Raw genomic sequence first — 24,916 nt, forward strand, 5'->3', positions numbered from 1 at the left:
GTTAAAGAAAGTGTGATAAAATGGACGACAACATGCGGAGTGAACAGAACACTCCGGAAAATGTTACGGATGGGGACCATACATCCCGAAAAAAACCGGAACCAAACGGGAACGGATTCTGGAAGGAACTGCTGAGCTGGGTGGAGATGCTTCTCTGTGCCGCGGCAATCGCATTTTTCCTGAACCATTTCATCATCGCCAACAGCACCGTACCGACAGGATCCATGGAGAATACCATCCTGCCGGGCGACCGCGTTATGGGACTCCGGCTCACCTATACCTTCGGGGAACCGGAACGCGGCGACATCGCCATCTTTGTTTATCCGGACGATGAGGAAAAGGGAATCCGTACCTATTATGTCAAGAGAATCATGGGCATGCCCGGCGACACCGTGGATATCGTGAACGGAAAGGTTTATCTGAACGGCTCCGATACTCCGCTGAATGAACCGTACATCGCGGAAGATATGATGGAGGAGGCACCGATGCACTTCACTGTGCCGGAGGGATCCTACTTCATGCTCGGAGATAACCGCAATTACTCCAACGACTCCCGCCGGTGGAAAAACAAGTTCGTCAAACGGGACAAGCTGATCGGCAAAGTCTATTTCCGGTATTTCCCGGGAGTGGAGTGGCTGATCGACAAGAATGAAGATTATGCCCATTGATCAATATTTTAAAAGGAAGAAACGAGGCTGAATATGATCAAAGTTGTGAAATTCGGGGGAAGCTCCTTAGCAAGCAGCAAGCAGTTCCAGAAAGTCGGCGATATCATCCGCGCCGACCGCTCCAGACGTTTTGTCGTTCCGTCTGCTCCGGGAAAACGCACCAAGACCGATGACAAGGTAACCGATCTTCTCTACCGCTGCTATGACGCGGTGGAAAGCGGTCAGCCCTACGGAAAGATTTTCCAGACCATTCAGGACCGCTACAACTCCATCATCGAAGGTCTCGGCCTCAACCTGAATCTGGACTTTGAATTCAAAAAGATCGAAGAGAATTTCAACGCGAAAGCAGGCCGTCACTATGCCGCTTCCCGCGGAGAATATCTGAACGGCATCATCATGGCAAACTATCTCGGTTACGAGTTCATCGATGCGGCCGATGTCATTTTCTTCGATGAAAACGGCAATTTTGATTCCGAAAAGACCAACGAGGAGCTCGCTGAACGGCTTTCCACCATGGACAATGCCGTCATCCCCGGATTCTACGGTTCTCTTCCGGACGGAAGCATCCACACCTTCTCCCGCGGCGGTTCCGACATCACGGGTTCCATCGTCGCGCGCGCTGTTCGCGCCGATGTCTATGAAAACTGGACCGACGTTTCCGGTTTTCTGGTTACCGACCCGCGCATCGTCGAGGATCCGCTCCCGATCGATACCATCACCTACCGTGAGCTCCGCGAGCTGTCCTACATGGGTGCAAGCGTTCTTCATGAGGATGCGATCTTCCCGGTACGAAAAGAGGGAATTCCGATCCACATCATGAATACCAACAGACCGCAGGATCCGGGCACTCTGATCGTCGAGAACACCTGCCGGAAGCCGCATTACACCATCACCGGCATCGCCGGCAAGAAGGGCTTCTGCTCCATCACAACCGAGAAGGCAATGATGAATGCGGAGATCGGCTACGGCCGCAAGGTTCTGAGCGTATTTGAGGATCTTGGCCTCTCCTTCGAGCACATCCCGTCCGGCATCGATACGATGACGGTCTTCATCCATCAGGATGAGTTCGTGAACAAGGAACAGCAGGTCATCAGCGGCATCCACCGCGCCGTACATCCGGATTCCATCGAACTGGAGTCGGATCTCGCCCTGATCGCGGTTGTCGGCCGCGGCATGAAGAGTGCCCGCGGCACCGCCGGCAGAATCTTCTCCGCGCTGGCTCATGCCCGCGTCAACGTCAAGATGATTGATCAGGGTTCCAGTGAGCTGAACATCATCATCGGCGTGCGCAATGAAGACTTCGAGACGGCCGTAAAGGCAATCTACGATATCTTCATCTCCGCTTCCATCTGAGAATTGCGGATTGCATTTCCTGCTGAGAATCCTGTCAGAAATCAAACCAAAACAGCTTTTTGATTTTCGAGACGATTAAATTCCATCTTTCTTTCAAAAAAGAAGGACATCCCCGGCTGTGTTTACGCCTTCGGATGTCCTTCTTTCTGCATCTGTGTCTAAAAAATAGTTGCCATCTCTGATTATGTGCCATCTCTCAGACACGGAATCGATAGCCCACGCCCCAGATTGTCTCGATATACTGCGGTTTCGCGGTGTTGGTCTCGATCTTCTCGCGGATCTTCTTGATGTGAACCGTGATGGTGGCGATATCTCCCAGAGACTCCATGCCCCAGATCTCCCGGAAGAGTTCCTCCTTGGTGTATACATGATTCGGGTTGGATGCCAGGAATGTCAGAAGATCAAACTCCTTGGTCGTAAAGTTTGTCTCTTTTCCGTTTACCCAAACCCTGCGGGCAGTACGGTCGATGCGGATTCCGCGGATTTCGATGATCTCATTTTCCGGATGTCCGGTGCCGATCAGGCGCTCATACCGAGCCAGATGCGCCTTCACCCGGGCAACCATCTCGCTCGGGCTGAACGGTTTTGTGATATAGTCGTCCGCGCCGAGGCCGAGGCCGCGAACCTTGTCGATATCGTCTCTCCGCGCCGACACGATGATCAGAGGAGTATTCTTCTTCTCGCGAATCTGACGGCAGATCTCAAAGCCGTCGATTCCCGGAAGCATCAGATCCAGCAGAATCAAGTCAAAATCATCCCGCAGCGCCCGCGCCAGACCGCCCTCGCCGGTATTCTCGATCTCAACCGAAAAACCGGAGATCTCCAGATAGTCGCGTTCCAGTTCCGCGATGCTTTCCTCGTCTTCTATCACAAGAATGTTGCTCATTTCCCATTTCCTCCTTCATCCGTCTGCCCCGAAACCGAAGCGTATTTTTCATCATCCTCCGCTTTCCGGAGTTCGAAGTGCATGGCGGTTCCCTTGTTCTCGTCGCTGGTCGCCCAGATCCGGCCGCCATGGTCCTCGATGATCTTCTTGACGATCGACAGTCCGATTCCGCTACCTCCGCGCTTGGAATTCCGCGATTTGTCGGTGCGGTAGAACCGCTCAAAGATCTTCCGGAGATCCTCTCTGGGGATTCCGACACCGTTGTCTTCGATCACCGTCTGAATAAAATCACCCTTATCCAAAATCCGGATGGCAATGCGTCCGGGTTTCTTATCCATATATTTCAGAGAGTTTCCGATAATATTGTTGACCACGCGCTTCATCTGCTCCGGGTCCAGAATGACTTTCACATTGTCCGCCACATTGGATCCGTAGGAGAATTCCACGCCTCTGGCTTCCATATCCACGCCGACTTCCTCGCTGCAGTCGCGGAAGTAATCATTGACCCGCACCTTTACAAAGTTGTACGGAATACGGTTGGTGTCGATTCGCGAATACAATGTCAGCTCATCGATCAGGTGATCCATGTCATTGGTTTTATTGTAGATGGTGCGAAGGTACCTGTCCAGTTTCTCCGGTGAATCCGCAATTCCGTCCCGGATCCCCTCGACATATCCCTTGATCGCCGTCAGCGGCGTTCGCAGATCATGGGATATATTGCGGATGAGCACACGGCTCTCGCGTTCATTTTCCACTTTTTCCTCTGCGGATTCCTTCAGTCGGATCCGCATGTCCTCGAAATCCTGACAGAGAAGGCCGATCTCATTGTCGCTCTGTACTTCCAGGGTGAAATCAAGGTTTCCATCCCGGATCTGCTTGGTCGCCTCCTGCAGTTTCGAGATCGGCTGCAGGATCGTGCGGAACAGCCATGTGGTCAGGAACATGCCGGCCAGAACCATGATCATGATTGCCATCAGAATCATCTGCCAGAACATCTGACGGATTAACGGAATCAGACCGGAAAGGCTTGTCACGATAAAAACGGATCCGTAAGCGCCGTCGGTAAAGCGGAAGTCAATCTGTTTGAGCATATTCGCCTTCGCGCCGTCGATATAGAATCCTGCGCCGGTATTCTGACTCGGATCCTGAAAATCCGGAAGATCGGCGATCGTCAGGGTGTCCTCCCTGTATCCGTTGTAAATGATCCGGTTATTCTGACGGACGATGATTCCGGAAAAGATTTTGGAAAGCTGATCGTTGACCGTATCCAGATAGCTCTTGTCCAGCAGGGTATCCGGTGAACTCTTTGTCGTATCCGCCACCGCCCGGGCCGTCGTCTGTGTCATGCGGCTGAGAAGCTGGGTGGAATCGCCGAGGAGCATATCATACTGGCCCTCAACTCCGTAGGTCTCCTCAATCACATGCAGCTGATACCGCATCATTCCGGCGACCATCAGCACGATCAGAAGAAGAGGAACCACGGTTGCCGTAAAGAACGTGAGCATGAGCTGGGTCTTTATCTTCATAGGTTTTACCTCCGATTTGCCTCGTATGGAAATATTTTACCACGGAAGAAGAGGCAAATACATACACAAAGCCGCCGCACCGGATTTCCGGTACGACGGCCTGCTGATGATTTGAAAAATGATATATTTTAACGGTTTTCTCAGCCGAGATACTTCTTCAGCGTCTCTGCCTTATCGGTCTGCTCCCACGGAAGCTCGATATCAGTGCGGCCGAAATGACCGTAAGCCGCGGTCTGCTCGTAGATCGGACGGCGAAGGTCAAGCATACGGATGATGCCGGCCGGACGAAGATCGAAGTTCTCGCGAACGATCTCAACCAGTTTCTCCTCGGAGAGTTTTCCGGTATCAAAGGTATCGATCATGATGGATGTCGGATGCGCAACACCGATTGCATAGGAGAGCTGGATCTCACACTTGTCCGCCAGACCTGCCGCAACAATGTTCTTGGCAACATAGCGGGCAGCATACGCTGCGGAACGGTCAACCTTGGTGCAGTCCTTTCCGGAGAATGCGCCGCCGCCGTGTCTTGCGGCACCGCCGTAGGTATCAACAATGATCTTGCGGCCGGTAAGACCGCTGTCTCCGTTCGGTCCGCCGATAACGAAGCGGCCGGTCGGGTTGATGAAATACTTGGTGTTCTCATCCACCATATCCTGTGGAATCACCTCATCGAACACATACTTTTTGATGTCTTTATGGATGGTCTCCTGAGAAACATCCGCAGAGTGCTGTGTGGAGAGGACTACGGCGTCAATGCGGGCCGGCTTGCCGTTCTCGTCATACTCTACGGTAACCTGTGTCTTGCCGTCCGGGCGAAGATACGCGAGGGTTCCGTTCTTTCTTACCTCTGTCAGTCTTCTTGCCATCTTGTGTGCAAGCGCAATCGGATACGGCATAAGCTCCGGGGTCTCGTTGGTAGCAAATCCGAACATCATACCCTGATCGCCGGCGCCGATGGCGTCGAGCTCGGCATCGTTCATCTCGTTCTCGCGGGCTTCCAGCGCCTTGTCTACACCCATGGCGATGTCGGCAGACTGGTGATCCAGGATAACCTGTACCGCGCAGCTGTCTGCGTCAAAGCCCATATCGGAGCTGGTGTATCCGATCTTGCGGACGGTATCGCGGACAATCTTCTGAATGTCTACATTTGCCTTTGTGGTGATCTCACCCATAACAGCAACGATACCGGTTGTGGTTACGGTCTCGCAGGCAACACGGCTCATCGGGTCCTGTGCCAGCATGGCATCCAGAATTGCATCGGAAATCTGGTCGCACATTTTGTCCGGATGTCCTTCGGTTACCGATTCAGATGTAAATAATCTTCTCTCCATTTTTGTTTATGTCCTTTCTGAAACAACGCCCTATTCATAAGAATCCCTGAACGCAAATCCACTATGCTCGACAATGCCCGGTCAAAGGACCTTCCAGCGTTTTCTGTGTGGCAGGAATATTCGGAAAACTTTCCTGTTGCACGAAAAAATCAGGTCCGCGAGTGCGGACCTGATTATCATTTACGTCAAATCAAATCCTCTTATTGCTCGCTTCATCATTCATTCCGCGCTCAGGTTGGCACCTTCCGCTTCCGTCCGTACACTGACTATTGATGTGCAGACCAACGGGGTTGCCGTGACTTCATCGATCCTCTGTATCTCCATCACTCTGAATAAGGGATAATCTATAGTATGCAATTGTAAATCTGCTGTATATATCGGCAGACCGGATATACTTTATAACACAGTATTTTTTTACTGTCAAGTTTTCCGCTTTTTTCGGCGGAATCCGGTTGTTGTCTTATGCATTTCCCCGAAAAAACAGGAAAATGTTCCGCCTGGAGAAATATCCCCTGAAATGAAAAAACCGCCGGCATATGCCGGCGGCCGTTCGAGGCAGCGAATCCTCACCGCCTCAGTGATTGAATTGTCGGTTCTGCTGTCAATGGCCGGAATCTCTCCTCAGACCACTTTCATGCGGAACTTCTGAGCTTCTCTGTCAGAATCCACCAGCTCGATGCACGCACCGAGTCCCTGAAGTTTCTGATCGAAGCACTCATACCCTCTCAGAATATAGCCGATCTCGTCCACGCAGGTATAGCCGTCTGCGGCAAGGCCCGCCAGAACGAGGGCTGCGCCCGCGCGCAGATCCGGTGCGATGACATCCGCGCCGGTCAGCTTTTCCACGCCCGTAATGATCGCGGAATTTCCCTCGACATGGATGTTGCTGCCCATTCTGGCCAGTTCATCCACGTACTTAAAACGATTCTCGAAAATGCTCTCCGTAACGATGCTGGTTCCCTGTGCGAGTGCCAGCGTCACCGTGATCTGCGGCTGCATATCCGTCGGAAATCCCGGATACGGAAGCGTCTTGATATTCATGTGATTCTGTCTGGAACGGCCGACCACACGGACCGCCTCGTCAAATTCCGTGACCTCACAGCCAAGCTCAACGAGCTTCGCGCTGATCGCCTCGAGATGCTTCGGAATGACATTCTGAACGGTGACATCACCTCTGGTGATTGCCGCCGCACACATAAAGGTTCCGGCCTCGATCTGATCCGGAATGATGGAATACTCCGTTCCGTGAAGAGATCTTACACCGCGGATGCGGATGACATCCGTACCGGCGCCCTTGATATTGGCACCCATGCTGTTCAGGAAGTTCGCCACATCAACGACGTGCGGCTCCTTCGCCGGGTTCTCAATGATCGTCTCGCCGACAGCCAGTGCTGCCGCCATCATGATATTGATGGTCGCACCGACCGACACGACATCCAGGTAAATATGGCTTCCCTTCAGTTCGTCTGCCTGCGCAAACACGATGCCGTTCTCGATCCGGACTTCCGCGCCCAGCGCCCGGAAACCCTTCAAGTGAAGATCGATCGGACGGCTTCCGATATTGCAGCCGCCCGGAAGCGGAACCTGCGCACTTCTATATTTACCGAGAAGAGCTCCCAGGAAATAGTAGGACGCGCGAATCTTACGAATATATTCATCATCGACACTGAACTGACGGATCGTGCCCGCATGAATGCGGACGGTATGGCGGTCGATTCGATCAACCCCCGCTCCGATCTCAGCCAATGCCTCAATCATGACATTGATGTCTCGAACATCCGGCAGATTCTCGATCAGGACATCATCATCCGTCATGACCGCCGCGGCCAGAATGCCGAGCGCAGCATTCTTTGCGCCGCTGATGGTAACGTCACCAACGAGCGGAATGCCGCCTTTCATTATATATTGACCCATTTTTCACCTCTGTAAGCGTATACTCGGTGGGTATTATATAACAATCCTCAGGGAATTGCAAAACAAATATAATTGTTACCGAGTGTGCTGAAGTAGTGCGTGGCATCGTTGATTCCCATTTTCTCCGCCGTCGCACTCTCCGTACCGGCCCCGCGAAGATAGGTCACATTGTCAAACTGGTCGTAGGCAATGATGAAGCCTACGCTTCCGTCCGGACTGATCACCGCCACCGGCTGCCCTTTCGACACAAAGTACAGAACCTGTCCGAGGGAAAGCCCCCGTCCGTCCAGGTAGACTGTGCCGTCCGAAGCCCCGCGGTTTCCCTTGATAAAGTCTTCCACATGCGTCTTTGCGGCAGATACCGCTCCGCCGGAGGCGGAAATGGACGCGGAGGACTTCCTGTTCGCTCTTGCCCAGAGAATCCGGCCCTGCGGGTCGGTCACAAGTCCCATTCTGTCCCAGGCCGCATTAACCGCGTCGGCAAAGTTCACATACACGCCCTGACGTTTTCCGCATGCATACGCATACCAGACATCTTTCCGTGCCGCGTTCGATTCCGGTGCGGCAACATTTGTGCTGCGCGCCTCCTGCTTCGCCGGTTTCCGGATCTTCACACATGCGCTTCCCCGGGTGACCGAAATATAGTAGCTCCGGCCCATAACACCGTCATTGTAGGTTCCAAAACCGGCGCCGGCGCCGCTCTCGACAGAGTTCGAGACCAGCGTGTCCTCGTCAATGGGCGTGAGACCTTCCGCCGTCTTCTGCGCTCTCTGCAGGTGCACGCGGCTGTCCTGAATGAAGACGCCCGTCATGGCGATGCCCTCTTTCTGATACCGCGTTTCCACTTCCATCCGGTCATTCACGATCTCTACCGCATAGAGCGGGAAATCAATGATTCGTCCGTCCGACTTCCGGAGATCCGTCGATTTTCCGAGTCCGTAGACGAGATCATCTCCCACAAAGCCGACGAGCCGGATCACGCTGCCGTCTTCCGGATCTTTCTGTGTCTTCTCGCCGTTTGCAAAATTCATGACGGTCAGACTGTCGCCGTACCAGGAATTGTCGCCGTTCTGCCATGCAATCTTTGAGGAATCGCTGCTCACGGCAAAATTATCGGAATCAAGGCCGTTCGCAACGACCTCACTTGTGCCCTCACTGCAGTCGACATGATACAGCGTCCCGTTCATCAGGAAATACAGGCTGTCGCTGTCCGGAAGATTCATCAGCTTGCCGGTGTCCTCCAGAAGATCGTCCGTGTCCTCATTGGACGGGATGAAGACGCGCTCCGTCAGCAGAGACCGGTTCTCATCGTAATGATAGATGCCGGTGCCGACGCTGCCTGCGTGGCCGTATCCGGTCATATATCCCGCAACCGCAAAGTCCACATTTCCCTTATCATCCACGTTCAGGATGCGGATCGCATGATTCCCGTCGCCGGTCTGACGGCTCTCCTCCTTCTCGCGGGAATTCCAGACCTGCGTGGTCTTGCTCTTGTCCGCATTCTGCAGCCAGAGCGTGCCGTTGACCGTAAATGCCCGGACCTTTCCGGATTCGCTGGCTCTCGCCGAGATCCCGGTGCCGTCGGACACTCCGAGAGAGATTCTGGAATCGGAAAACGCGCTCTCCGCGCCGTTAAACACCTGGTTGACGGTGCGGTCGTAATCCATCATGTAGACACGCTCCGTCCCCTGACGCATGGTAAAACTCTCCTCCACGTCATAATACCGGGTACCGGAATCGCCGGAGATCGAGGAGGTATAATCCAGACTGACCACGCCAAAGTTTCCGGCCAGTTCACGGAGATGGAGATTCACCTTCTCCGGACGCTGCATTCCGGTATTGTGCCAGGTCAGCATATCAAAATTGTTCTTCAGGGTCTGGTGGCCGAGAGAGGAATTGTCCGCCATCTCATTTGCCTCCAGATACGTGGTCAGGGAAGTCGCCGCCGTCTTGTCAAACGTCTTCTCCGAAAAATCCGCGGCAAGTTTCACCATGGCCTCTTCCTGCTCCGGCGTCTTCTCCGGAAGCAGAATTCTTGTACCGTAGTAGATCTCCTGTCCGCCGTTTCCGGTGAGAATAACCGTCATATCGTATTCTTTTCCGGCCGCGATCAGATTCTCAATCGGAAGAGACGCCGTGAGCCGGCCGTCTCCGTCTTTGGTGATCTCTTTGATATCCGTCCGCTCAACCAGGTGATCCACACCCGATTCGCGGATCTCATAGCGGGCGGACGTGACTGCGTTATCCTGCCCGTCGATCCAGATTTTCAGGTTCCGGTCTTCCGGCAGAATCGTCAGATCCGGCCGTCCCGAATCTGCCCGCTCCCGATCCGTGTACCCGCACGTCGGGTTCATTTCTCTGCCGCAGGACTGAAAGCTGATCACCGGTACCTGCCCGCCGGCCACCGAAGTAAAGATAGCTCCGTTCTCTTTATTCCGGCTGTCGGACTTCGCCCCGCGCACATAAGCCGCAGCTCCGAGAGCTGCCACTGAAATCGCGCAGGCCGCGGCAAGCACAATCTGAGTTTTTTTCTCCATCAGCTATACAGTTTTTCAGGGTAGACGCCTTCGGCGATCAGCCGGGCAAATGCCGCCGTTACGCTCTCCCTGTCCTCTTTATAGGTTACGCCGAACCACCGGTCCGGTGTCTCCAGCACGCGGACTCTTCCGGTTCCGTTCTGAATCTGCTCATCGATCATTGCCGGCAGAAGATACTCCGCCTTTTTTCTTCCTTCCTCGCTCAGACCGTCGAGGAATTTCGGAAATCCCTCTGCAAGGACATCCAGAAAACGCGGTGTCAGGCCCCACATATTCATGGACACGTGCTGGTCTTCCCGCACCGTAACCGGATTGCCTTCCGCGTCCGTCGCCTCCATGCCGTTTTCCGTCCGGCGGATGTTGTATGTCTCCGTCACTCTGGCGAGGGTTCCGTCCTCCCGAACCTCGCAGACACCGCGGGCCACGCCGCCGTTCTCGCTGAGCGTGTTCTTGAGCATAAAACCGCCCATGCACATATCGATGTATTCCGCGTTCTCATCCATCTCATGAACCATATAGTCATGAATCCGACGGAATCCTTCTTTTCCGTAGTAATCGTCCGCATTGATCACGAGAAACGGCTCGTGGACAATGCCGCGGACCGCCAGAACCGCATGACCGGTTCCCCAGGGTTTCTTCCGATCTTCCGGTGCAGTGTATCCCTCCGGAAGATCATCCACCTCCTGATAGGCATAGGCAACCGGAATGATCTTCGCGATGCGGTCACCGACAATCTCCCGGAAGTCCGCTTCCAGGTCTTTTCTTATAATAAACACAACCCGGTTGAACCCTGCGTCGATTGCATCATGGATCGAATAATCCATGATAATCTCGCCGTTCGGGCCCATCGGAGTCAGCTGCTTGATCCCTCCGCCGAAACGGCTTCCGATCCCCGCAGCCATAATCACAAGTGCTGTATCTTTCATGGTAATATTTCCTCGATTATTATATTCGGAACCTCGTCCGTCCTGTTTCGGCTGACGATCCGTTTTCCCGTCATCGCGGTTTTCCCGCGATCCCGGTCTTCACTCCGGCCGCCCCCAAAACATCCACCGTATTATATCACACGGCCGACTCATCCTCAATCATACGGTATCCGATCCCCATCTCCGTGAAGACGTACTCCGGCTCGGCCGGATTGCTCTCCAGTTTGCGGCGGATGTGTGCCATATTTACCCGGAGAATGCTGTTGTCGCCGTCCGCATACGGTCCCCAGATCGCCCGGATGATGGCGTCATACGTCATCACTCTCCCGCCGTTCTGCGCGAGGAGGGCAATAATCCGGAACTCGATCTGTGTCAGATGGATCGGGACATCCCCCTTCAGCACCAGGTGCTTTTCGAAATCGATCGTGAGATCCCGGGCATGAAACGGCTTCGTATAGAGCTCTGCACCTGTCTTCAGCCGGTTGCTGTGGCGGAGTGCCGTGCGGATCCGGGCCATCAGTTCGCCCGTTCCGATGGGCTTGCTGAGATAGTCATCCGCTCCCGCGTCCAGAGCGCGGACCTTTTCGTCCTCCTGTGTTCTCGCGCTGATCACAATGATCGGAACACTGCTCCACTCGCGGACTTTCTCAATCACTTCCATTCCGTCGATATCCGGAAGGCCGAGATCCAGCAGGACCACATCCGGCGCATGGGAGGCGATCATGGACACCGCCTCTTTTCCCCGCGTTGCCGTCTCTGTGTGGCACCCTTCCGCATTCAGGAAGGTCGCGATAAAATCGCATATATTCTTCTCATCTTCTACGATAAGTACTTCCAGTTTCTGACTCATGATCTATCATCCTCATCTGTCTTATACTGTCCCCGTGGCAGGCGGAAGCTGAATTCCGCCCCCGGTTCCATATTTCGCACCCAGATCTCGCCGTCATGGGCCCGCACGATCGCCTTGCAGATCGAGAGGCCGATTCCCATTCCCTTCCGCACATCCCCGGTGTTGTTCGGCTCCGATGTCGTGCCGTCAAAGATGGTCCGGATCCGCTCCGGCGGAATTCCCACGCCGTAATCCCTCACATGGAAAATGATGCCGTCCTCGTCGGACTCCACGGTCACGTCGATCGGGTGCCTTGTTCCGGAGTGAACGATGGAGTTTTCCATCAGATTGATCAGGACCTGCTCGATCAGGATGGCATCCATCGGGATCATATAAAACTCATCCGGCAGCTGTGCGTGCACCTTCGCCCATTCAATCCTCTTTTTCAGACGGGCAATGGCTCCTTCCAGCACCTCTTCCACCGGTTCCGGCTTCTTATTCACCTTCGCCGCATTGTCGCTGTTGATACGGGTGACGGAAAGCAGATTTTCCACCATGTTCAGCAGCCAGTTCGAATCCTCCCGGATGTGACGGATCAGCTCATTCTTCTGTTCTTCCGTCATGTCGCTGCCATTTTCCAGATAGACGGTGCTGGAACCGATAATACTGGTGAGCGGTGTCCTGAGATCGTGCGAGACCGCCCGGAGAAGATTCGCGCGCATGCGCTCTTTCTCCGCTTCCATCAGCTTCTTTTCCCGGTCCTGAAGCGCCTGCGCCTGTTCCTTCATATTCGTGATCATGGCGCTCGTCACGCTCGAAATCGAGAACATTGCGAGGAAGGTCATCGGATATCCCGTCATCGTAAAGTTGATCTGATTGTACGGGAAGGTATAAAAGTAGTTTACGGCGATGACCGCCGCGAAGCTGGCAGCAAGCCCGTAGCGGTAATTCTTCGTGGTCCGGGCGACAAAAAAGACTGCCACGACATAGACCAGCGCGATGTTGGCCGTCGGATTCTCCATGTGTTCAAAGAAAAATGCCGACACCGCCGTCGCCGCCACCAGAAGAAGAAAGGCGACGCACCAGCCGTTCATCCGCTCAATGATCGGCGGAATGGTGACAAACATCTTGTAGATCAGCTGCTGGAGCGGACCGCGGGCGGTGCCCGTCTCCGGTTCCTCCGACGGGATGACCGGGTTTGGTGTCTTTGCTGCGCGGTTCCCGTTTTCCCTGCCCTGCCGGGATTCTCTCTGCTGTTTCTCTTCCTCCGTATGCCGCATTTCCGACCTGTTCATCTGTCTCCCGCCTTTCGATCTGCGATCCCCGGTATCCTTCGTATTCCTGAAAAATATTTCCCACTGCGGTTTCCCGCAAATCAAAATCCGCAGGCCGGTTTTGGAGTTCGATCCCATCCCCCGTTCCCGAGGTGCGTCCCGAGGACTTCACATACTTTCCTCATTATACACAGAAGCGCTCAAAATCGGAAGCCGCTCCGGGCCTGCGTTTCGTTGCTTTTTTGGTATCTCTGTGTTAGACTCTTTCACGGAAATCCGACGGATTGCCGCATTCCGGCAGTCGTTTTTCCGCCGGATACCACCGTTTTGGACTATTACAAGCGACCGATCACACCGATTCACGGTGCATCCGTCACCGGTGCGCATCCTGTCATCGCAAAATCAATACCGTCATCCGCATAGAGAAGAAAGGAAGAACACCATGAACAGACCGGGAAGAAATGATACCTGCTGGTGCGGTTCCGGCAAAAAATACAAGCAGTGCCATCTGGCTTTCGATCAGAAGATCGAGGATTTTGAGCGCAGAGGCTTTCTTGTTCCGGATCACAAACTGCTGAAGACGCCGGCGCAGATCGAAAAGATCAAGGCCAGCTGCAAGGTCAATATCGCCGTTCTCGACTACGTCGAGCAGCACATTAAAGCCGGCATCTCCACCGAAGAGATCAACGACTGGGTCAACAAGATCACATACGACATGGGCGCGGTTCCGGCCGACCTGAACTACGAGGGATATCCGAAGAGCGTCTGCACCTCCATCAACGAGCAGGTTTGCCACGGCATCCCGTCCAAAGACATCATCCTGAAAGACGGCGACATCATCAATGTTGACTGCTCCTCCATCCTGGACGGCTATTTTTCCGACTCCTCCCGCATGTTCTGCATCGGAGAGGTTTCCCCGGAAAAGAAAAAGCTCGTGGAAGTCACCAAAGAGGCGGTCTATAAGGGCCTCGAGCAGGTAAAACCGTGGGGATTCATGGGCGATATGGCGGAAGCCGTTCAGAAGCACGTTGAATCCAACGGCTTCAATGTCGTCCGCGAGATCGGCGGACACGGCGTCGGCCTGGAATTCCATGAGGATCCGTGGGTCGGCTACCGCGGAAGACGCGGCACCGGCATGCTCCTTGTTCCGGGCATGATGTTCACCATCGAGCCGATGGTCAACATGGGCCGCGCAGATGTATACACCAGCGACGGCGACAACTGGGCCGTCTACACCGAAGACGGACTTCCGTCCGCACAGTGGGAGATTCAGGTTCTCGTCACCGAGGACGGCCACGAGGTTCTCTCCTGGTAATCTCTCCTTTTCGAACACGGAACAGCATTTCATCCGTTCCAAATACGGAACTGCATTTCATCTGTTTCAAATACGGAGCAGCATTTCGTCTGTTCCAAATACGGAACTGCATTTCGTCCGTTTTTCCGGCGACATAACGTGAACGCCCCTGTACCGGTTTCCGGCACAGGGGCGTTCTGCATATGGGTGCTCTTATGAGGTACTTATCATCCTGCTGCCAGGTTGGGAATGAAGGTGGAAACAGCAGGAACATAAGTCGTGAGGATAACCACGATGAGCGCGGCGAATACGAACGGGAGTACATCTTTGATGATGTCCGTATATCTCGCTCCCGCAATCTTCTGCGCCATGAATACCGACGAGCAGAACGGCGGAGTGATGAAGCCGACACTCAGGTTGACCAGGATGATCGCACCGAAATGAATGGTGTCAATGCCCATTGCGGTCGCGGTCGGAAGAAGAAGCGGCACGATGAGAAGAATCGCCGCGTTAATGTCGATCAGCATGCCGCAGATCAGGAAGATCACATTGGCAAAGATCAGGAAGATGTACGGGCTGGCGATATGCGCTGTCACGAAATTCTTGATCGCGGTGGAAATACCGATCATGGAGATGATACGTCCCGAGCAGTTCGAAAAACCGATCAGGATGCAGATCGTCGCGGTAGAAACCGCTGCTGCGACCGTCATCTTATAGAAACTGGAATCCAGATCCTCTCTCCTGATGAGAAATTTTACAAAATAGAAGATCAGACCGTATCCGACTGCCGCGGCGCCGGCCTCGGTCGCCGTAAAGATTCCGCCGTAGATACCGCCGAAGATGATGATCGGCATCACCAGAGCGGGAAGCGACTTTGTAAATGAGGTCCCGATGTTCCTGAAATACAGCGAAGCCGTGATATGACTGGTATCCCGTTCCTCTCTGCGTCCCTGCTTCACGTAGTTGATGGTCATGAAAAACAGGATGCAGAGGATCGCCGGGCCGACCGTGCTCAGCCATACCGCCGAGATGCTGGCCGACGCGCACAGACCGTACATGATGCCCGGAACCGACGGCGGGATCAGGATTCCGAGGAAGCTGGAGGCGGCCGCCAGAGCCGCACAATAGCTGTCAGAATAACCCTTTTTCTTCATTTCCGGGATCATAATGCCGCCGATGCAGCTGATGGTCGCCATACAGGAACCGGTCAGAATACCGAAGGCCGCACTGGTCAGAATCGTGACCGCGCCGAGCGATCCGCGAAGGCGACCGACGATGGAATTGATAAAACTGACGAGCGCATTGGCAATGCCGCTGTGCTGCATGATGATGCCGGCATAGATGAACAGCGGAACCGACAGAAGCGGAAAACTGTCCAGACCGGAGAATGCGACCGTACCCATGGCCTCCAGTTTAATCTTATCGACCAGAATAACGATCAGCGTCGCGGTACCGATGGCGTATCCGACCGGTACTTTGACAAACATCGCAAAACCGATAAACACTGCGATGAAGAGAAGTAACAATACAAACGGACTCATGCTTCCTCTCCCTCCTTCTCTTTTTCCGCAGCCTCATAGTCATAGAACAATCTGCAGATATTGTGATAGATCATCAGCAGGATTCCGATCAGTACAAAGCTCATCGGGATCAGCATATTGATATGCATGCTGGCCGATACCTGCGGTCTCGCCGCGATTTTCTGAAGATACTGGATGTAAATGACGCCGAAGCAGATGATAAACGCCTCCGTCACCAGAACGGAAACCCGGTTGAATTTCTTCATGAATCCGGCCGGATCCTTCGAATGATTTTCAACGAGAGTGTCTACCAGATCAATTCCGATGTGTCCGCCGTTGATAAATGCGCGGCCGGAACCCACATAAGTCAGCGCGATAAATAGATACCGGGCCAGTTCCTCGCACCATGGCGTCGGAATCCGGAGAACATATCGCCCGATAATCTGAATCAGGATACTTCCCGTCAGAACGATCAGCGCGGCAAACAGGAAGACATCTTCCAGTTTCGTGATGCCATGCTCGAACTTCCGGGCCGAATCATATTTTGCCATCTTCATTTCCTTTCCCTCCGTACGGTATCATCGGATACCCGCTCATGACCCGGCAGAGCGGATCATGAGCGCAGTTCCGGCTGCCGTGCAGCCATTCCCCCAAATTATCTGTCTGTGCAGCATATTGTCAGAAAATCCTCGGGCCGGGAAACCTCCCGCCCGGCAGACTTCCGGGGCCATACTCATCAGACGGAGAAATCTTTCTTGATCTTCTCGATAATGGATGCATCATACTGTTTGGAATAGGAATCCCAGAGGGCAACCGCTTTCTCTTTCAGCGCATTGTAGAAATCGCTTCCCTTTTCTACTTCGAATACCTCAAAAGAACCGTTCTTCTGACCCTCTTCGAGGATCTTATCGGTTGCCGCACGCATCTCTTTGCGCATGTATGCACCGGCTTCGGTCGCTGCCTGCCGGAAACATGCCTGCTGAGCCTCGGTCATTCCGTTCCAGAAATCCTCGGAAGTAACAATGGACGCGCCGGAATACATATAGTTCATGATCGTGATGTATTTCAGCCGCTCCATAACGCCCATAGAATCCATGTTGGAGATGGAGTTGTCCACGCCGTCAACCGTGCCCTGCTCCAGTGCCGCCAGCGTCTCGGATGTCGCGATCGCCGCCGGGATTGCTCCGATTGCGGTGTAGAAATCCTGAACCGCCTGGGTCTCCGGAACACGGATCTTCATGCCGTTGATATCATCCATGGATTTGATTGCCTTCTTCACGTTTCCGCACTCACGGAAAGCATTCTCGGTGGCAGCGACGCGGACAATGCCCTGCGCGGCCATCTGTTTGGTCAGCTCCTCGCCGATCCATCCGTTGATATAATACTGGTCAACCTGATCGTAATCCGTCAGCATATACGGCAGCCATGCCCATCCGAGTCCGCCGATGGCGGAGTCGATACCCATATCGGAGATCAGTCCGCACTCCAGCGTGCCGAGCTGGATCATTTCCGTCTCCTCACGCTCGCCGCCAAGGGATCCGGCCTCAATCTTGGTCCCCTTGATGGTTCCGCCGGAATATTTGTCCGCCAGCTCGATCAGCATATCCATCGTCTTATCCTGAATCTGCGCGCCGGCATGCGTATTGGTTACCTGGAATGTGACCTGCGGATCACCGGATGCGTCCGGAAGTGAGGCGGAGCCGGCATCCGCTGCCTTTGTCTCCTCACTCTTGGATTCTGCCGCTTCCGCCGCGGTCTCAGCCTTGGACTCCGCTTTCGACTCCGCTGCCGCCGCTGTCGTTGCCGCCGCAGAACCGCCGCAGGCCGCCAGTGAAGTCATCATCATTCCTGCAAGCAGCATCGATGCGATCCGTGTTCCAGTCTGTTTTCTCATAAGATTACCCTTCCCTTTCTGTTCGCCGCGTTTTGTCCTCTCCGCGCTCCGGCGTCTAAGCTGCGGATATTTTTTTGACTTTTTAGTTAAAAATATCTCTTTATTCAATTTAAGCACGGATTTTCCACATGCTCGTCAATGGTATGTTCCACGTGCAGATTTGCTCCGGAATAACTTCCCTCGATCTCCGCAAATTCTTTTTTTGCAGCGGCAAGAATACTTTTAAAACTGATTCCGGTCTCCATCCCCATCTCGTTGAACATAAATACCAGATCTTCGGTTGCGGTATTGCCCGACGCCCCCGGGGCAAACGGGCATCCGCCGAGTCCTCCGAGCGTGGACTGTACCCCGTCCGCTCCGGCTTCCACTGCCGCCAGCGTATTGACAATGCCCATGCCTCTGGTGTCGTGAATATGGCACTCAAAGCGGGCATCCGGGAACGCCTCTTTGGAGGCGGTGACAAACTCCCGCACCTGTTTCGGATCAGCCATACCGACCGTGTCACAGAGGTTGAAGAGTCTCACCCCGAGGTCATATCCTCTCCGCTCGAAATCGATCAGTTTTTTTACATCCCGCTGTTTTCCCTCGAACGGGCATCCGAATGCCGTTGCAACATCCAGGCACACCGTCAGCTCCGGGTACTCATCGATGATTTTTCCGAGCTCCGCAAAACTCTCATCGTGTGTGCGGCGGATATTCGCCATGTTATGACTCCGGCTGAGAGAGATCACATTGGCCACTTTCCGGAATCCGGCCTCGGCGGCATTGGCTGCGCCGCGGTAATTCGGAACCAGACAGAATAGATCCAGATCCGGATAATCCGGAAGAATCGCCTTTGCCACCTCCGCCGCGTCCCGCATCTGCGGAATCGCCTTCGGGCTGACGAAACTCGTGATCTGCATATGCTTCACACCCGAATCAATCAGTTCCCGGATGATCTCGATCTTCTTTTCCGCCGGAAGATACTCCTTCAGATTCTGAAACCCGTCGCGCGGACCGACTTCGATAATATCTACTTTCTTTTCCATGATTGTCTCCCCGTCCCAAGGACGCTGCAGAGACATTTGCCGAAACCTCTGACTCTGCAGTAAAACCGCGAATCAGATGATTCCCTCTTTTTTCAGTGTCTCCACGGCATCTTTGTCCATACCGAGGAAATTCTCATAAACCGCCTCATTATCCTGTCCGAGCGTCGGCGCCGGATGAACCGGATCGGCCGGGCAATTGGTAAATTTCAGCTGATTGTTGGTCAGCTTCATCTTTCCGGCAACCGGATGATCCATCTCCGGGAACATGTTCCTTGCCCCGGCAATCTGCGGATCCCGGACCACACGGTCAATCGTGTTGATCGGTGTCGACGGTACTCCGATTCTGTTCAGGCGGTCCGCCACCTCATCAACAGTCTGCGTGACGGTCCATGCTTCCACAGCCTCTTTCATCGCCTCGTGGTTTTTGACCCGGTCCGACACGGTAAGGAACCGCGGATCCTTCGCCAGCTCCGGCTGTCCCATCTCCTTGCAGAGAAGCGAATAGAGCTTATCGTTGCCCGCTCCGATAATGACGTCTCCGTCTTTGGTCCGGAAGGAATCATAAGGGTACGTCGATTCATAGCGATTGCCGATTCTCTGCGGGATTCGGCCGTCCGCCAGATAAATCATGTTGATGTTTGTCATCGCGGATACGACGGAATCAACCAACGCGACATCGACCTTCTCACCTTCCCCGGTGCGGTGCTGATGATCCAGCGCCGCCAGAACACCGATCGTGAGACTGAGTCCCCCAAGAACATCTCCCATCGGTGTTCCCGTTCTGGTCGGTGCGCCTCCCGGCCATCCGGTCGTGCTCATAAGACCTCCGGCCGCCTGGCCGACAATGTCGTAACCGGCCCTTCTGCTGTACGGACCGGTGTGTCCAAATCCCGATACCGCACCGTATATGATCTTCGGATTGATTCTCTTCAGCTCATCGTACCCGAGTCCCAGTTTTTCCATGGTGCCGGGGCGGTAATTTTCGATCACCACATCCGCCTTCTTCACCATTTCCCGGAAAAGTTCTTTTCCCCTTTCCTCCTTGAGGTTCAGGGTGCATCCGATCTTACCTCGGTTGAAATTCATGTAATAGACACTCTCACCGTTCTTAAACGGTCCGAACGCCCGGCTGTCATCACCCTTTCCCGGCTGCTCGATCTTGTACACAGTCGCTCCCATATCTGCCAGGAGCATCCCGCAATACGGACCGGCAAGTACTCTGGTCAGATCGAGCACGACGACTCCATCCAGTAATCCCTTACTCATCTCGTTCCGTCCTTTCCTAATTCTGTTGTCAGAAGCCTTTGCTGCCGCTGGCGGCTCAGGCGGAAATGAAGGGGAAATGTGCACAATTTCTTTCCTTTTTTCTGTCCAAATTGTAACAGTTTGCAAAAACCGACCTCAATATCCTGAAAATGGAATCGTAAAACCGGCAAAGAATGTTTCATTTTATGAATGCAGAATCTGTTTGAAACATTTCTGCCTCAATATGTTTCATTTTTTTGAACCATATGCTACGATTGCAATACGATTTGACGCATATATTTGTCATATTTCTTTTCTTTTTGTAAATACTGCACAATAATCCGTCTTGTTTTATTTGCAGAACATGAATTGCGATTATTTCCGCAATATACAGCATTCATGGAAGGGAGGAGAAGCCATGAGCCAGACCTACCGTCTCTGCATCCTGGTCTATCAGCAGCTGACCACGCTGGTCCGGGAGGCACTGTCCAGTCTTCAGTTTGACGACACCGAGATCACTGTCATTGAGAGCAGTGCCGACACACTGCCCTATAACATCTCCGCCATCCTGAGCGAAGATTATGATGTATTCATCGCCGGCGGAGCCAATGCCGCCATCCTCTCACAATACAGCGAAGTGCATCTGCGGCGGTTTGCGGTGCACAATACCGATTATCTGATCGCGATCCGGCGGGCACTGCGGGAGGGAAAACGCCCCTGTATTGTGCAGCACAGCCTGGCGGTTCCGCCCAATGTCGAGCTGTTCAGCCGGCTTACCGACACCGAGATCGGTCTTCTGACCTTTTCCGACGGCAATGAACTTCGGGAAGCCATCCGCACATCCCGCTACGATGTCTTCATCGGCGCATCGCAGACCTGCGAGACGGCAAGAGATCTCGGCCGCGAAAGTATGCTCGTCTATGTCGGCACAGACTCCATCCGCCGCACGATCGCCGAGGCAAGACAGTTTGCCGTGGAACTGCGGAAAGAGCACCGTTTCTCCGCAATCACCGACGCACTGATCCGGGATACGCCGATCGGCATCATCATCACCGACGAGGACGGCATCATCACCACCATCAACAATCTGGCCAGCAGTTACATCGGCATCCCCGGCATCATGCTGAAAAGCCGGCATCTGCGCGATGTTGCCAGAAATCTGGATCCTTCCTATCTCTCCGAAAAAGGTCTTGTCGAACAGGAGGCCTTCCGCATCATCGGCGGAATCCGCTTCCGCTGCACCCAGCGCCGCATCCAGATCAAAGGGCAGGAGATCGGAACTCTCACCACACTCCGGATTGATAACCGGAAACAGTCCTCTTCTCCCGCCGCGGCCTCTTCCATGCAGGCAACCCAGTGGAAACATCTCATTACAGATTCGCCGGCCATGAAACAGCTCGTCTCTCTCGGAAACCGGCTTTCCATGAACACGCTTCCGACTGCGGTGATCGGAGAATACAGCACGAACAAACATCGAATCGCCGAGTGTCTGCATTCCTGCAGTGACCGTGCCCAGCAGCCGCTGATCATCATCAATCTCTCTGCCATCTCGGAGACGGAAGCCGGCCGGAGCCTGTTCGGAAGCGCTGACACCCTCGCCCCGTTCACGGGCCTGATCGAGCACGCAAACCGGGGAACCGTCATTCTTCGGAATATCCAGTACGCAAACCGCGCGGTTCAGTCCTGCCTGATGGACGCCATCTCGCGAAACCAGTATCTTCCTGTGGGCAGCATTGCCCCGAAAGTATCCGATGTCCGCTTCATCACCCTCTTCAATCTCGAAGACGGAACCGAAAACATCCGGCCGGATCTGCTCTCGCTCCTCACAACGCAGACCATCCGTGTTCCCGCTTTCCGCGATCGCCGGGAAGACATGCCGATGATGTTCAACCGCTTTGTCAGTCACCGGTATGAGAAGAATTTCGATATCCGCAAATACCCCGCTTCCTGCGAACTTCTGTGCTTTTACGAATGGCCGGGCAACGCGGCCGAAATGCAGGCGGTCAGCGACCGTTTCTCCGCCACGATCTCTGCCAGCACGCGGCTCTCACCGAAAACCGTCCACAGCCATCTGATCCATGCCATCGGTGAGGAAAAACTCGCGGACTTTATCCGGAGACGGCATCAGCCGGAAAGCCCGCAAGCCGTCCCGTCCGCAGAAACCGAAGAGGGAACACGGTCCCGTCTGTTGCGGACTGCCGATGAAATGAAGCATTTCCTCGGATATACCAATGCAAAGGCGGCCGAGAGCATCGGTGTCAGCAGAACTTCCCTGTGGCGGATCAGTGCGCAGAAAGCATAAGAAAAACGAGTCGAAACTCGCAAAGCGTGTTTCGACTCGTTGACATCTTTTCTTTTGTTATATTTTCTTTCGATCAGGTCAGAATCACCATCAGGATCGGCACGGTGATAAAGATACCGAGCATGGACAGAACCGATCCCGTGGCGGCATACTTTTCATCCGCTCCGTAGTTCCCCGCCATAACGGTAATCTGGGATACGACCGGAAGCGCTGCCTCGATGATGAAGACACTCCGGTTGAGGCCGTGAACGCCGAACAGGATACAGAGTCCCGTGCAGATCGCCGGCGCGATGATCAGCCGGATCAGCAGCATCATCGGAATTCCGCGTTCCAGACGAATGTTGCGGATTCCAAGCTCATAAACGATAAAGCCGCAGTACATCAGTGCAAGCGGTGTCACCGTATTGCTCATGTATTTTGCAAAACTCATAAAAATCTGCGGCGGTCGAATGTCAAGCGCCAGAAGCCCAAATGCCACGATGAGTCCCAAAACCGGCGGTTTCGTGAAGATATCCTTGATCACGGCCGACCACTTCTTTTTCTCCTTTGACATCTCTCCGGCGCTCTTACAGAGCATAACCGCAACCGTCTGCGTGTAAATCGTACTTCCCATATAGTACATCATGACATACGGGATCGAGACATCCCCAAACAATTCATTTGCGATCGGAAGCCCGATAAAAAGCGTATTTGAGATAAACGCCATCGCGATAAAGATTCCGTAACGCTTTCTCGGGAGCCGAAGCCATCTTGCCGCGAGATCGCTGATCACCAGGCAGATAAAAATTCCGACAAGCGGAACCAGAATCCGCGGTCCCATATCGAACAGATCATCCCGCTTGAGATTCTGAAGAACGCCGGTAATGCAGTTCATCGGAACAGCAATATTGACCACAAAACGGCTGATAAATTTTTTTTCGGTGCCGGTCATCCATCCGGCCCTTCCCATCAGATAGCCGACCGCCATGATGCTGAAGATCATGAACACAGCGGAAACGGCGTTAAAAAATGTCACCATCACTTTTTCCCTTCTCTGAGCCCAAACCTTTGACCATTATAACATACTTACGCAAATGTCACAGACAGGTAACGCTTATAGGAATTATAAACAAGAGCGCGAGACGGCGCACGAGGTCCAGTGGACCTCGGTTTTGCGCCGACCGGAGCGACAGCGGAGACTTTCGAACGGTTTGAGCACGGCCGTGCTCGAACAACGACAAAAAAGGACATCCTTCACGGATGTTTTTGGCCCGCTGCAAAGAGCGCGAGACGCGAGGTCCAGTGGACCTCGGTTTTGCGCCGACCGGAGCGGCAGCGGAGACATTCGAACGGTTCGAGCACGGCCGTGCTCGAACAACGACAAAAAAGGGACATCCTTTACTGGTTTTTTCGAGATAAGAGCGCGAGACGGCGCACGAGGTCCAGTGGACCTCGGTTTTGCGCCGACCGGAGCGGCAGCGGAGACATTCGAACTTCGAATCACTATACGCTCCGGTCATAAAGAAAAGAGGCATCCTTTACGGATGCCCCTTTTCTTTATGATAGCGAGCGCGAGACGGGATTCGAACCCGCGGCCCCCACCTTGGCAAGGTGGTGCTCCACCACTGAGCCACTCGCGCATACGTCAGACCTTCGTTCTGACGGAGACTATATTACCACAGCCTTCGTTAAAAGGCAATGACTTTTTGAAATTTTTTGTTTAGAATATTCAATTCTAACGATTCGGAACGTGTCACACGTACCACAATTCCTCTCTCGTCGTGGACACCGCATCCGCTCCGGCTTCAAAAGCTGCCATGATGTCTTTCTTATCCGAGAGAAGTCCTCCCGCAATCAGCGGAAGTTCCGTCTCCTGACGGATTTTCTGGATCACACGCGGCATCACTCCCGGCATGATCTCAATCGCATCCGGATGGAACGACTCAATCTGCTTTTTCAGTGTCGAGAGCGCCATGGAATCCACCACAAACGTTCTCTGAATGCAGATCATTCCGAGTTCTTTCGCGTGCTTCACAATCGGAGATTTGGTGCTGATAATGCCGTCTGCCCGGGTATTCCGGCGAATGAAATCCACGGCGACTTCTTTTGAGCTCAATCCCTGAATCAGATCCACATGAACAATGGCAATCTTGCCCGACTCCTTAACGCGATCCACCAGTTCTGCCACATCACAGATCGTCCCGAACAGGAGAAATACCACCCTGCAGTCTGTCTTCAGGCAGTTTTCCAGTCCGGATTCATTTTTCACCGCCGCAATTACCGGCGAAGTCTCCAAAAGATCGATCATGTTCATGGCAATTCCCCTTTCTCTGACCATATGCCTAAATATAACAGAAAGAAACCGGCAAGTCCATAACAGAAAAGCCCCGGGGAGAAATTCCCCGGGGCC

19 protein-coding genes, 1 tRNA gene and 1 riboswitch are annotated in these 24,916 nt (G+C 53.8%); of the genes, 4 read left to right on the forward strand and 16 right to left on the reverse strand.

The genetic code is table 11. From position 1 onward, the window contains the following. Nucleotides 1–20: 20 nt before the first annotated feature. Both lepB and BR86_RS0105230 read left to right on the forward strand, forming a co-directional pair. Complete coding sequence (gene lepB, locus BR86_RS0105225; protein WP_278245592.1) at nt 21–668, forward strand: signal peptidase I; 648 nt, start codon at nt 21–23, stop codon at nt 666–668. Nucleotides 669–701: 33 nt separating this feature from the next. Next, complete coding sequence (locus tag BR86_RS0105230) at nt 702–2,021, forward strand: aspartate kinase (RefSeq protein ID WP_031471940.1); 1,320 nt, start codon at nt 702–704, stop codon at nt 2,019–2,021. Nucleotides 2,022–2,217: 196 nt separating this feature from the next. Here BR86_RS0105230 and BR86_RS0105235 read toward each other — a convergent pair whose 3' ends face one another. The 8 genes from BR86_RS0105235 to BR86_RS0105275 form a co-directional block, all read right to left on the reverse strand. Continuing rightward, complete coding sequence (locus BR86_RS0105235) at nt 2,218–2,907, reverse strand: response regulator transcription factor (protein ID WP_031471941.1); 690 nt, start codon at nt 2,905–2,907, stop codon at nt 2,218–2,220. Continuing rightward, entirely contained in the window at nt 2,904–4,433 is a 1,530-nt protein-coding gene (locus tag BR86_RS0105240) for a sensor histidine kinase (protein ID WP_051684595.1), read from the reverse strand. The genes BR86_RS0105235 and BR86_RS0105240 overlap by 4 nt, the downstream gene beginning before the upstream one ends. Before the next feature lie 140 nt (nt 4,434–4,573). Then, nucleotides 4,574–5,764 (reverse strand): methionine adenosyltransferase, encoded by a 1,191-nt coding sequence (metK, locus tag BR86_RS0105250; protein WP_031471943.1) that lies wholly within the window; start codon nt 5,762–5,764, stop codon nt 4,574–4,576. A gap of 197 nt (nt 5,765–5,961) precedes the next feature. Then, nucleotides 5,962–6,103: riboswitch (SAM riboswitch) on the reverse strand. 282 nt (nt 6,104–6,385) lie between these two features. After that, nucleotides 6,386–7,678 (reverse strand): UDP-N-acetylglucosamine 1-carboxyvinyltransferase, encoded by a 1,293-nt coding sequence (locus BR86_RS0105255; RefSeq protein WP_031471944.1) that lies wholly within the window; start codon nt 7,676–7,678, stop codon nt 6,386–6,388. Between the two features lie 47 nt (nt 7,679–7,725). Further along, on the reverse strand, nt 7,726–10,215 hold the full coding sequence (locus tag BR86_RS0105260; protein ID WP_051684596.1) for a hypothetical protein: 2,490 nt from the start codon (nt 10,213–10,215) through the stop codon (nt 7,726–7,728). Then, nucleotides 10,215–11,141 carry a nucleotidyltransferase family protein gene (locus BR86_RS0105265; RefSeq protein ID WP_031471946.1) on the reverse strand — a complete coding sequence of 309 codons (927 nt, stop codon included), beginning with the start codon at nt 11,139–11,141 and terminating at the stop codon, nt 10,215–10,217. Before BR86_RS0105265 ends, BR86_RS0105260 begins: the two co-directional genes overlap by 1 nt. Before the next feature lie 136 nt (nt 11,142–11,277). Next, the gene (locus tag BR86_RS0105270) at nt 11,278–11,991 is read right to left on the reverse strand and encodes a response regulator (RefSeq protein WP_031471947.1); all 714 of its coding nucleotides are present in this window, start codon (nt 11,989–11,991) and stop codon (nt 11,278–11,280) included. Further along, complete coding sequence (locus BR86_RS0105275) at nt 11,988–13,097, reverse strand: sensor histidine kinase (RefSeq protein ID WP_051684618.1); 1,110 nt, start codon at nt 13,095–13,097, stop codon at nt 11,988–11,990. Before BR86_RS0105275 ends, BR86_RS0105270 begins: the two co-directional genes overlap by 4 nt. A 589-nt stretch (nt 13,098–13,686) precedes the next feature. Here BR86_RS0105275 and BR86_RS0105280 point away from each other — a divergent pair. Continuing rightward, nucleotides 13,687–14,559, forward strand: a complete 873-nt coding sequence (locus BR86_RS0105280; protein WP_031471949.1) for a methionyl aminopeptidase — start codon at nt 13,687–13,689, stop codon at nt 14,557–14,559. Nucleotides 14,560–14,765: 206 nt separating this feature from the next. On the opposite strand, the gene BR86_RS0105290 is transcribed toward BR86_RS0105280, so the two are convergent. The 5 genes from BR86_RS0105290 to BR86_RS0105310 form a co-directional block, all read right to left on the reverse strand. After that, complete coding sequence (locus tag BR86_RS0105290) at nt 14,766–16,079, reverse strand: TRAP transporter large permease (RefSeq protein ID WP_031471950.1); 1,314 nt, start codon at nt 16,077–16,079, stop codon at nt 14,766–14,768. Continuing rightward, nucleotides 16,076–16,615 carry a TRAP transporter small permease gene (locus BR86_RS0105295; protein ID WP_075034430.1) on the reverse strand — a complete coding sequence of 180 codons (540 nt, stop codon included), beginning with the start codon at nt 16,613–16,615 and terminating at the stop codon, nt 16,076–16,078. Before BR86_RS0105295 ends, BR86_RS0105290 begins: the two co-directional genes overlap by 4 nt. A gap of 179 nt (nt 16,616–16,794) precedes the next feature. Then, nucleotides 16,795–17,952 carry a TRAP transporter substrate-binding protein gene (locus BR86_RS0105300; RefSeq protein WP_031471952.1) on the reverse strand — a complete coding sequence of 386 codons (1,158 nt, stop codon included), beginning with the start codon at nt 17,950–17,952 and terminating at the stop codon, nt 16,795–16,797. 104 nt (nt 17,953–18,056) lie between these two features. Further along, nucleotides 18,057–18,980 (reverse strand): hydroxymethylglutaryl-CoA lyase, encoded by a 924-nt coding sequence (locus tag BR86_RS0105305; RefSeq protein ID WP_031471953.1) that lies wholly within the window; start codon nt 18,978–18,980, stop codon nt 18,057–18,059. 72 nt (nt 18,981–19,052) lie between these two features. Beyond that, on the reverse strand, nt 19,053–20,246 hold the full coding sequence (locus BR86_RS0105310) for a CaiB/BaiF CoA transferase family protein (protein WP_031471954.1): 1,194 nt from the start codon (nt 20,244–20,246) through the stop codon (nt 19,053–19,055). 397 nt (nt 20,247–20,643) lie between these two features. Here BR86_RS0105310 and BR86_RS0105315 point away from each other — a divergent pair, with 397 nt between their 5' ends. Further along, nucleotides 20,644–22,527, forward strand: coding sequence for a PrpR N-terminal domain-containing protein (locus tag BR86_RS0105315; protein ID WP_031471955.1), 1,884 nt, complete (start codon nt 20,644–20,646; stop codon nt 22,525–22,527). 73 nt (nt 22,528–22,600) lie between these two features. On the opposite strand, the gene BR86_RS0105320 is transcribed toward BR86_RS0105315, so the two are convergent. From BR86_RS0105320 to BR86_RS0105330, 3 genes are all read right to left on the reverse strand, one after another. Next, nucleotides 22,601–23,545 (reverse strand): AEC family transporter, encoded by a 945-nt coding sequence (locus BR86_RS0105320; protein WP_031471956.1) that lies wholly within the window; start codon nt 23,543–23,545, stop codon nt 22,601–22,603. 529 nt (nt 23,546–24,074) lie between these two features. Beyond that, nucleotides 24,075–24,146, reverse strand: a tRNA-Gly gene (locus tag BR86_RS0105325). A 113-nt stretch (nt 24,147–24,259) separates the two neighbouring features. Next, complete coding sequence (locus tag BR86_RS0105330; protein ID WP_031471957.1) at nt 24,260–24,820, reverse strand: glycerol-3-phosphate responsive antiterminator; 561 nt, start codon at nt 24,818–24,820, stop codon at nt 24,260–24,262. Nucleotides 24,821–24,916 lie beyond the last annotated feature (96 nt).

The sequence above is a fragment of the [Clostridium] aminophilum DSM 10710 genome, assembly GCF_000711825.1.
GTDB classification, from domain to species: Bacteria; Bacillota; Clostridia; order Lachnospirales; family Lachnospiraceae; genus Clostridium_R; species Clostridium_R aminophilum.

What these genes read in the sequence shown, in the direction of transcription:
- BR86_RS0105260 (WP_051684596.1), bottom strand. Translation starts at nt 10,215, where the DNA reads ATGGAGAAAAAAACTCAGATTGTGCTTGCCGCGGCCTGCGCGATTTCA.
- BR86_RS0105235 (WP_031471941.1), bottom strand. Translation starts at nt 2,907, where the DNA reads ATGAGCAACATTCTTGTGATAGAAGACGAGGAAAGCATCGCGGAACTG.
- BR86_RS0105315 (WP_031471955.1), top strand. Translation starts at nt 20,644, where the DNA reads ATGAGCCAGACCTACCGTCTCTGCATCCTGGTCTATCAGCAGCTGACC.
- BR86_RS0105295 (WP_075034430.1), bottom strand. Translation starts at nt 16,615, where the DNA reads ATGAAGATGGCAAAATATGATTCGGCCCGGAAGTTCGAGCATGGCATC.
- BR86_RS0105265 (WP_031471946.1), bottom strand. Translation starts at nt 11,141, where the DNA reads ATGAAAGATACAGCACTTGTGATTATGGCTGCGGGGATCGGAAGCCGT.
- BR86_RS0105320 (WP_031471956.1), bottom strand. Translation starts at nt 23,545, where the DNA reads ATGGTGACATTTTTTAACGCCGTTTCCGCTGTGTTCATGATCTTCAGC.
- BR86_RS0105330 (WP_031471957.1), bottom strand. Translation starts at nt 24,820, where the DNA reads ATGAACATGATCGATCTTTTGGAGACTTCGCCGGTAATTGCGGCGGTG.
- BR86_RS0105255 (WP_031471944.1), bottom strand. Translation starts at nt 7,678, where the DNA reads ATGGGTCAATATATAATGAAAGGCGGCATTCCGCTCGTTGGTGACGTT.
- BR86_RS0105305 (WP_031471953.1), bottom strand. Translation starts at nt 18,980, where the DNA reads ATGGAAAAGAAAGTAGATATTATCGAAGTCGGTCCGCGCGACGGGTTT.
- BR86_RS0105300 (WP_031471952.1), bottom strand. Translation starts at nt 17,952, where the DNA reads ATGAGAAAACAGACTGGAACACGGATCGCATCGATGCTGCTTGCAGGA.
- BR86_RS0105280 (WP_031471949.1), top strand. Translation starts at nt 13,687, where the DNA reads ATGAACAGACCGGGAAGAAATGATACCTGCTGGTGCGGTTCCGGCAAA.
- BR86_RS0105290 (WP_031471950.1), bottom strand. Translation starts at nt 16,079, where the DNA reads ATGAGTCCGTTTGTATTGTTACTTCTCTTCATCGCAGTGTTTATCGGT.
- BR86_RS0105310 (WP_031471954.1), bottom strand. Translation starts at nt 20,246, where the DNA reads ATGAGTAAGGGATTACTGGATGGAGTCGTCGTGCTCGATCTGACCAGA.
- lepB (WP_278245592.1), top strand. Translation starts at nt 21, where the DNA reads ATGGACGACAACATGCGGAGTGAACAGAACACTCCGGAAAATGTTACG.
- BR86_RS0105230 (WP_031471940.1), top strand. Translation starts at nt 702, where the DNA reads ATGATCAAAGTTGTGAAATTCGGGGGAAGCTCCTTAGCAAGCAGCAAG.
- BR86_RS0105270 (WP_031471947.1), bottom strand. Translation starts at nt 11,991, where the DNA reads ATGAGTCAGAAACTGGAAGTACTTATCGTAGAAGATGAGAAGAATATA.
- BR86_RS0105240 (WP_051684595.1), bottom strand. Translation starts at nt 4,433, where the DNA reads ATGAAGATAAAGACCCAGCTCATGCTCACGTTCTTTACGGCAACCGTG.
- BR86_RS0105275 (WP_051684618.1), bottom strand. Translation starts at nt 13,097, where the DNA reads ATGTTTGTCACCATTCCGCCGATCATTGAGCGGATGAACGGCTGGTGC.
- metK (WP_031471943.1), bottom strand. Translation starts at nt 5,764, where the DNA reads ATGGAGAGAAGATTATTTACATCTGAATCGGTAACCGAAGGACATCCG.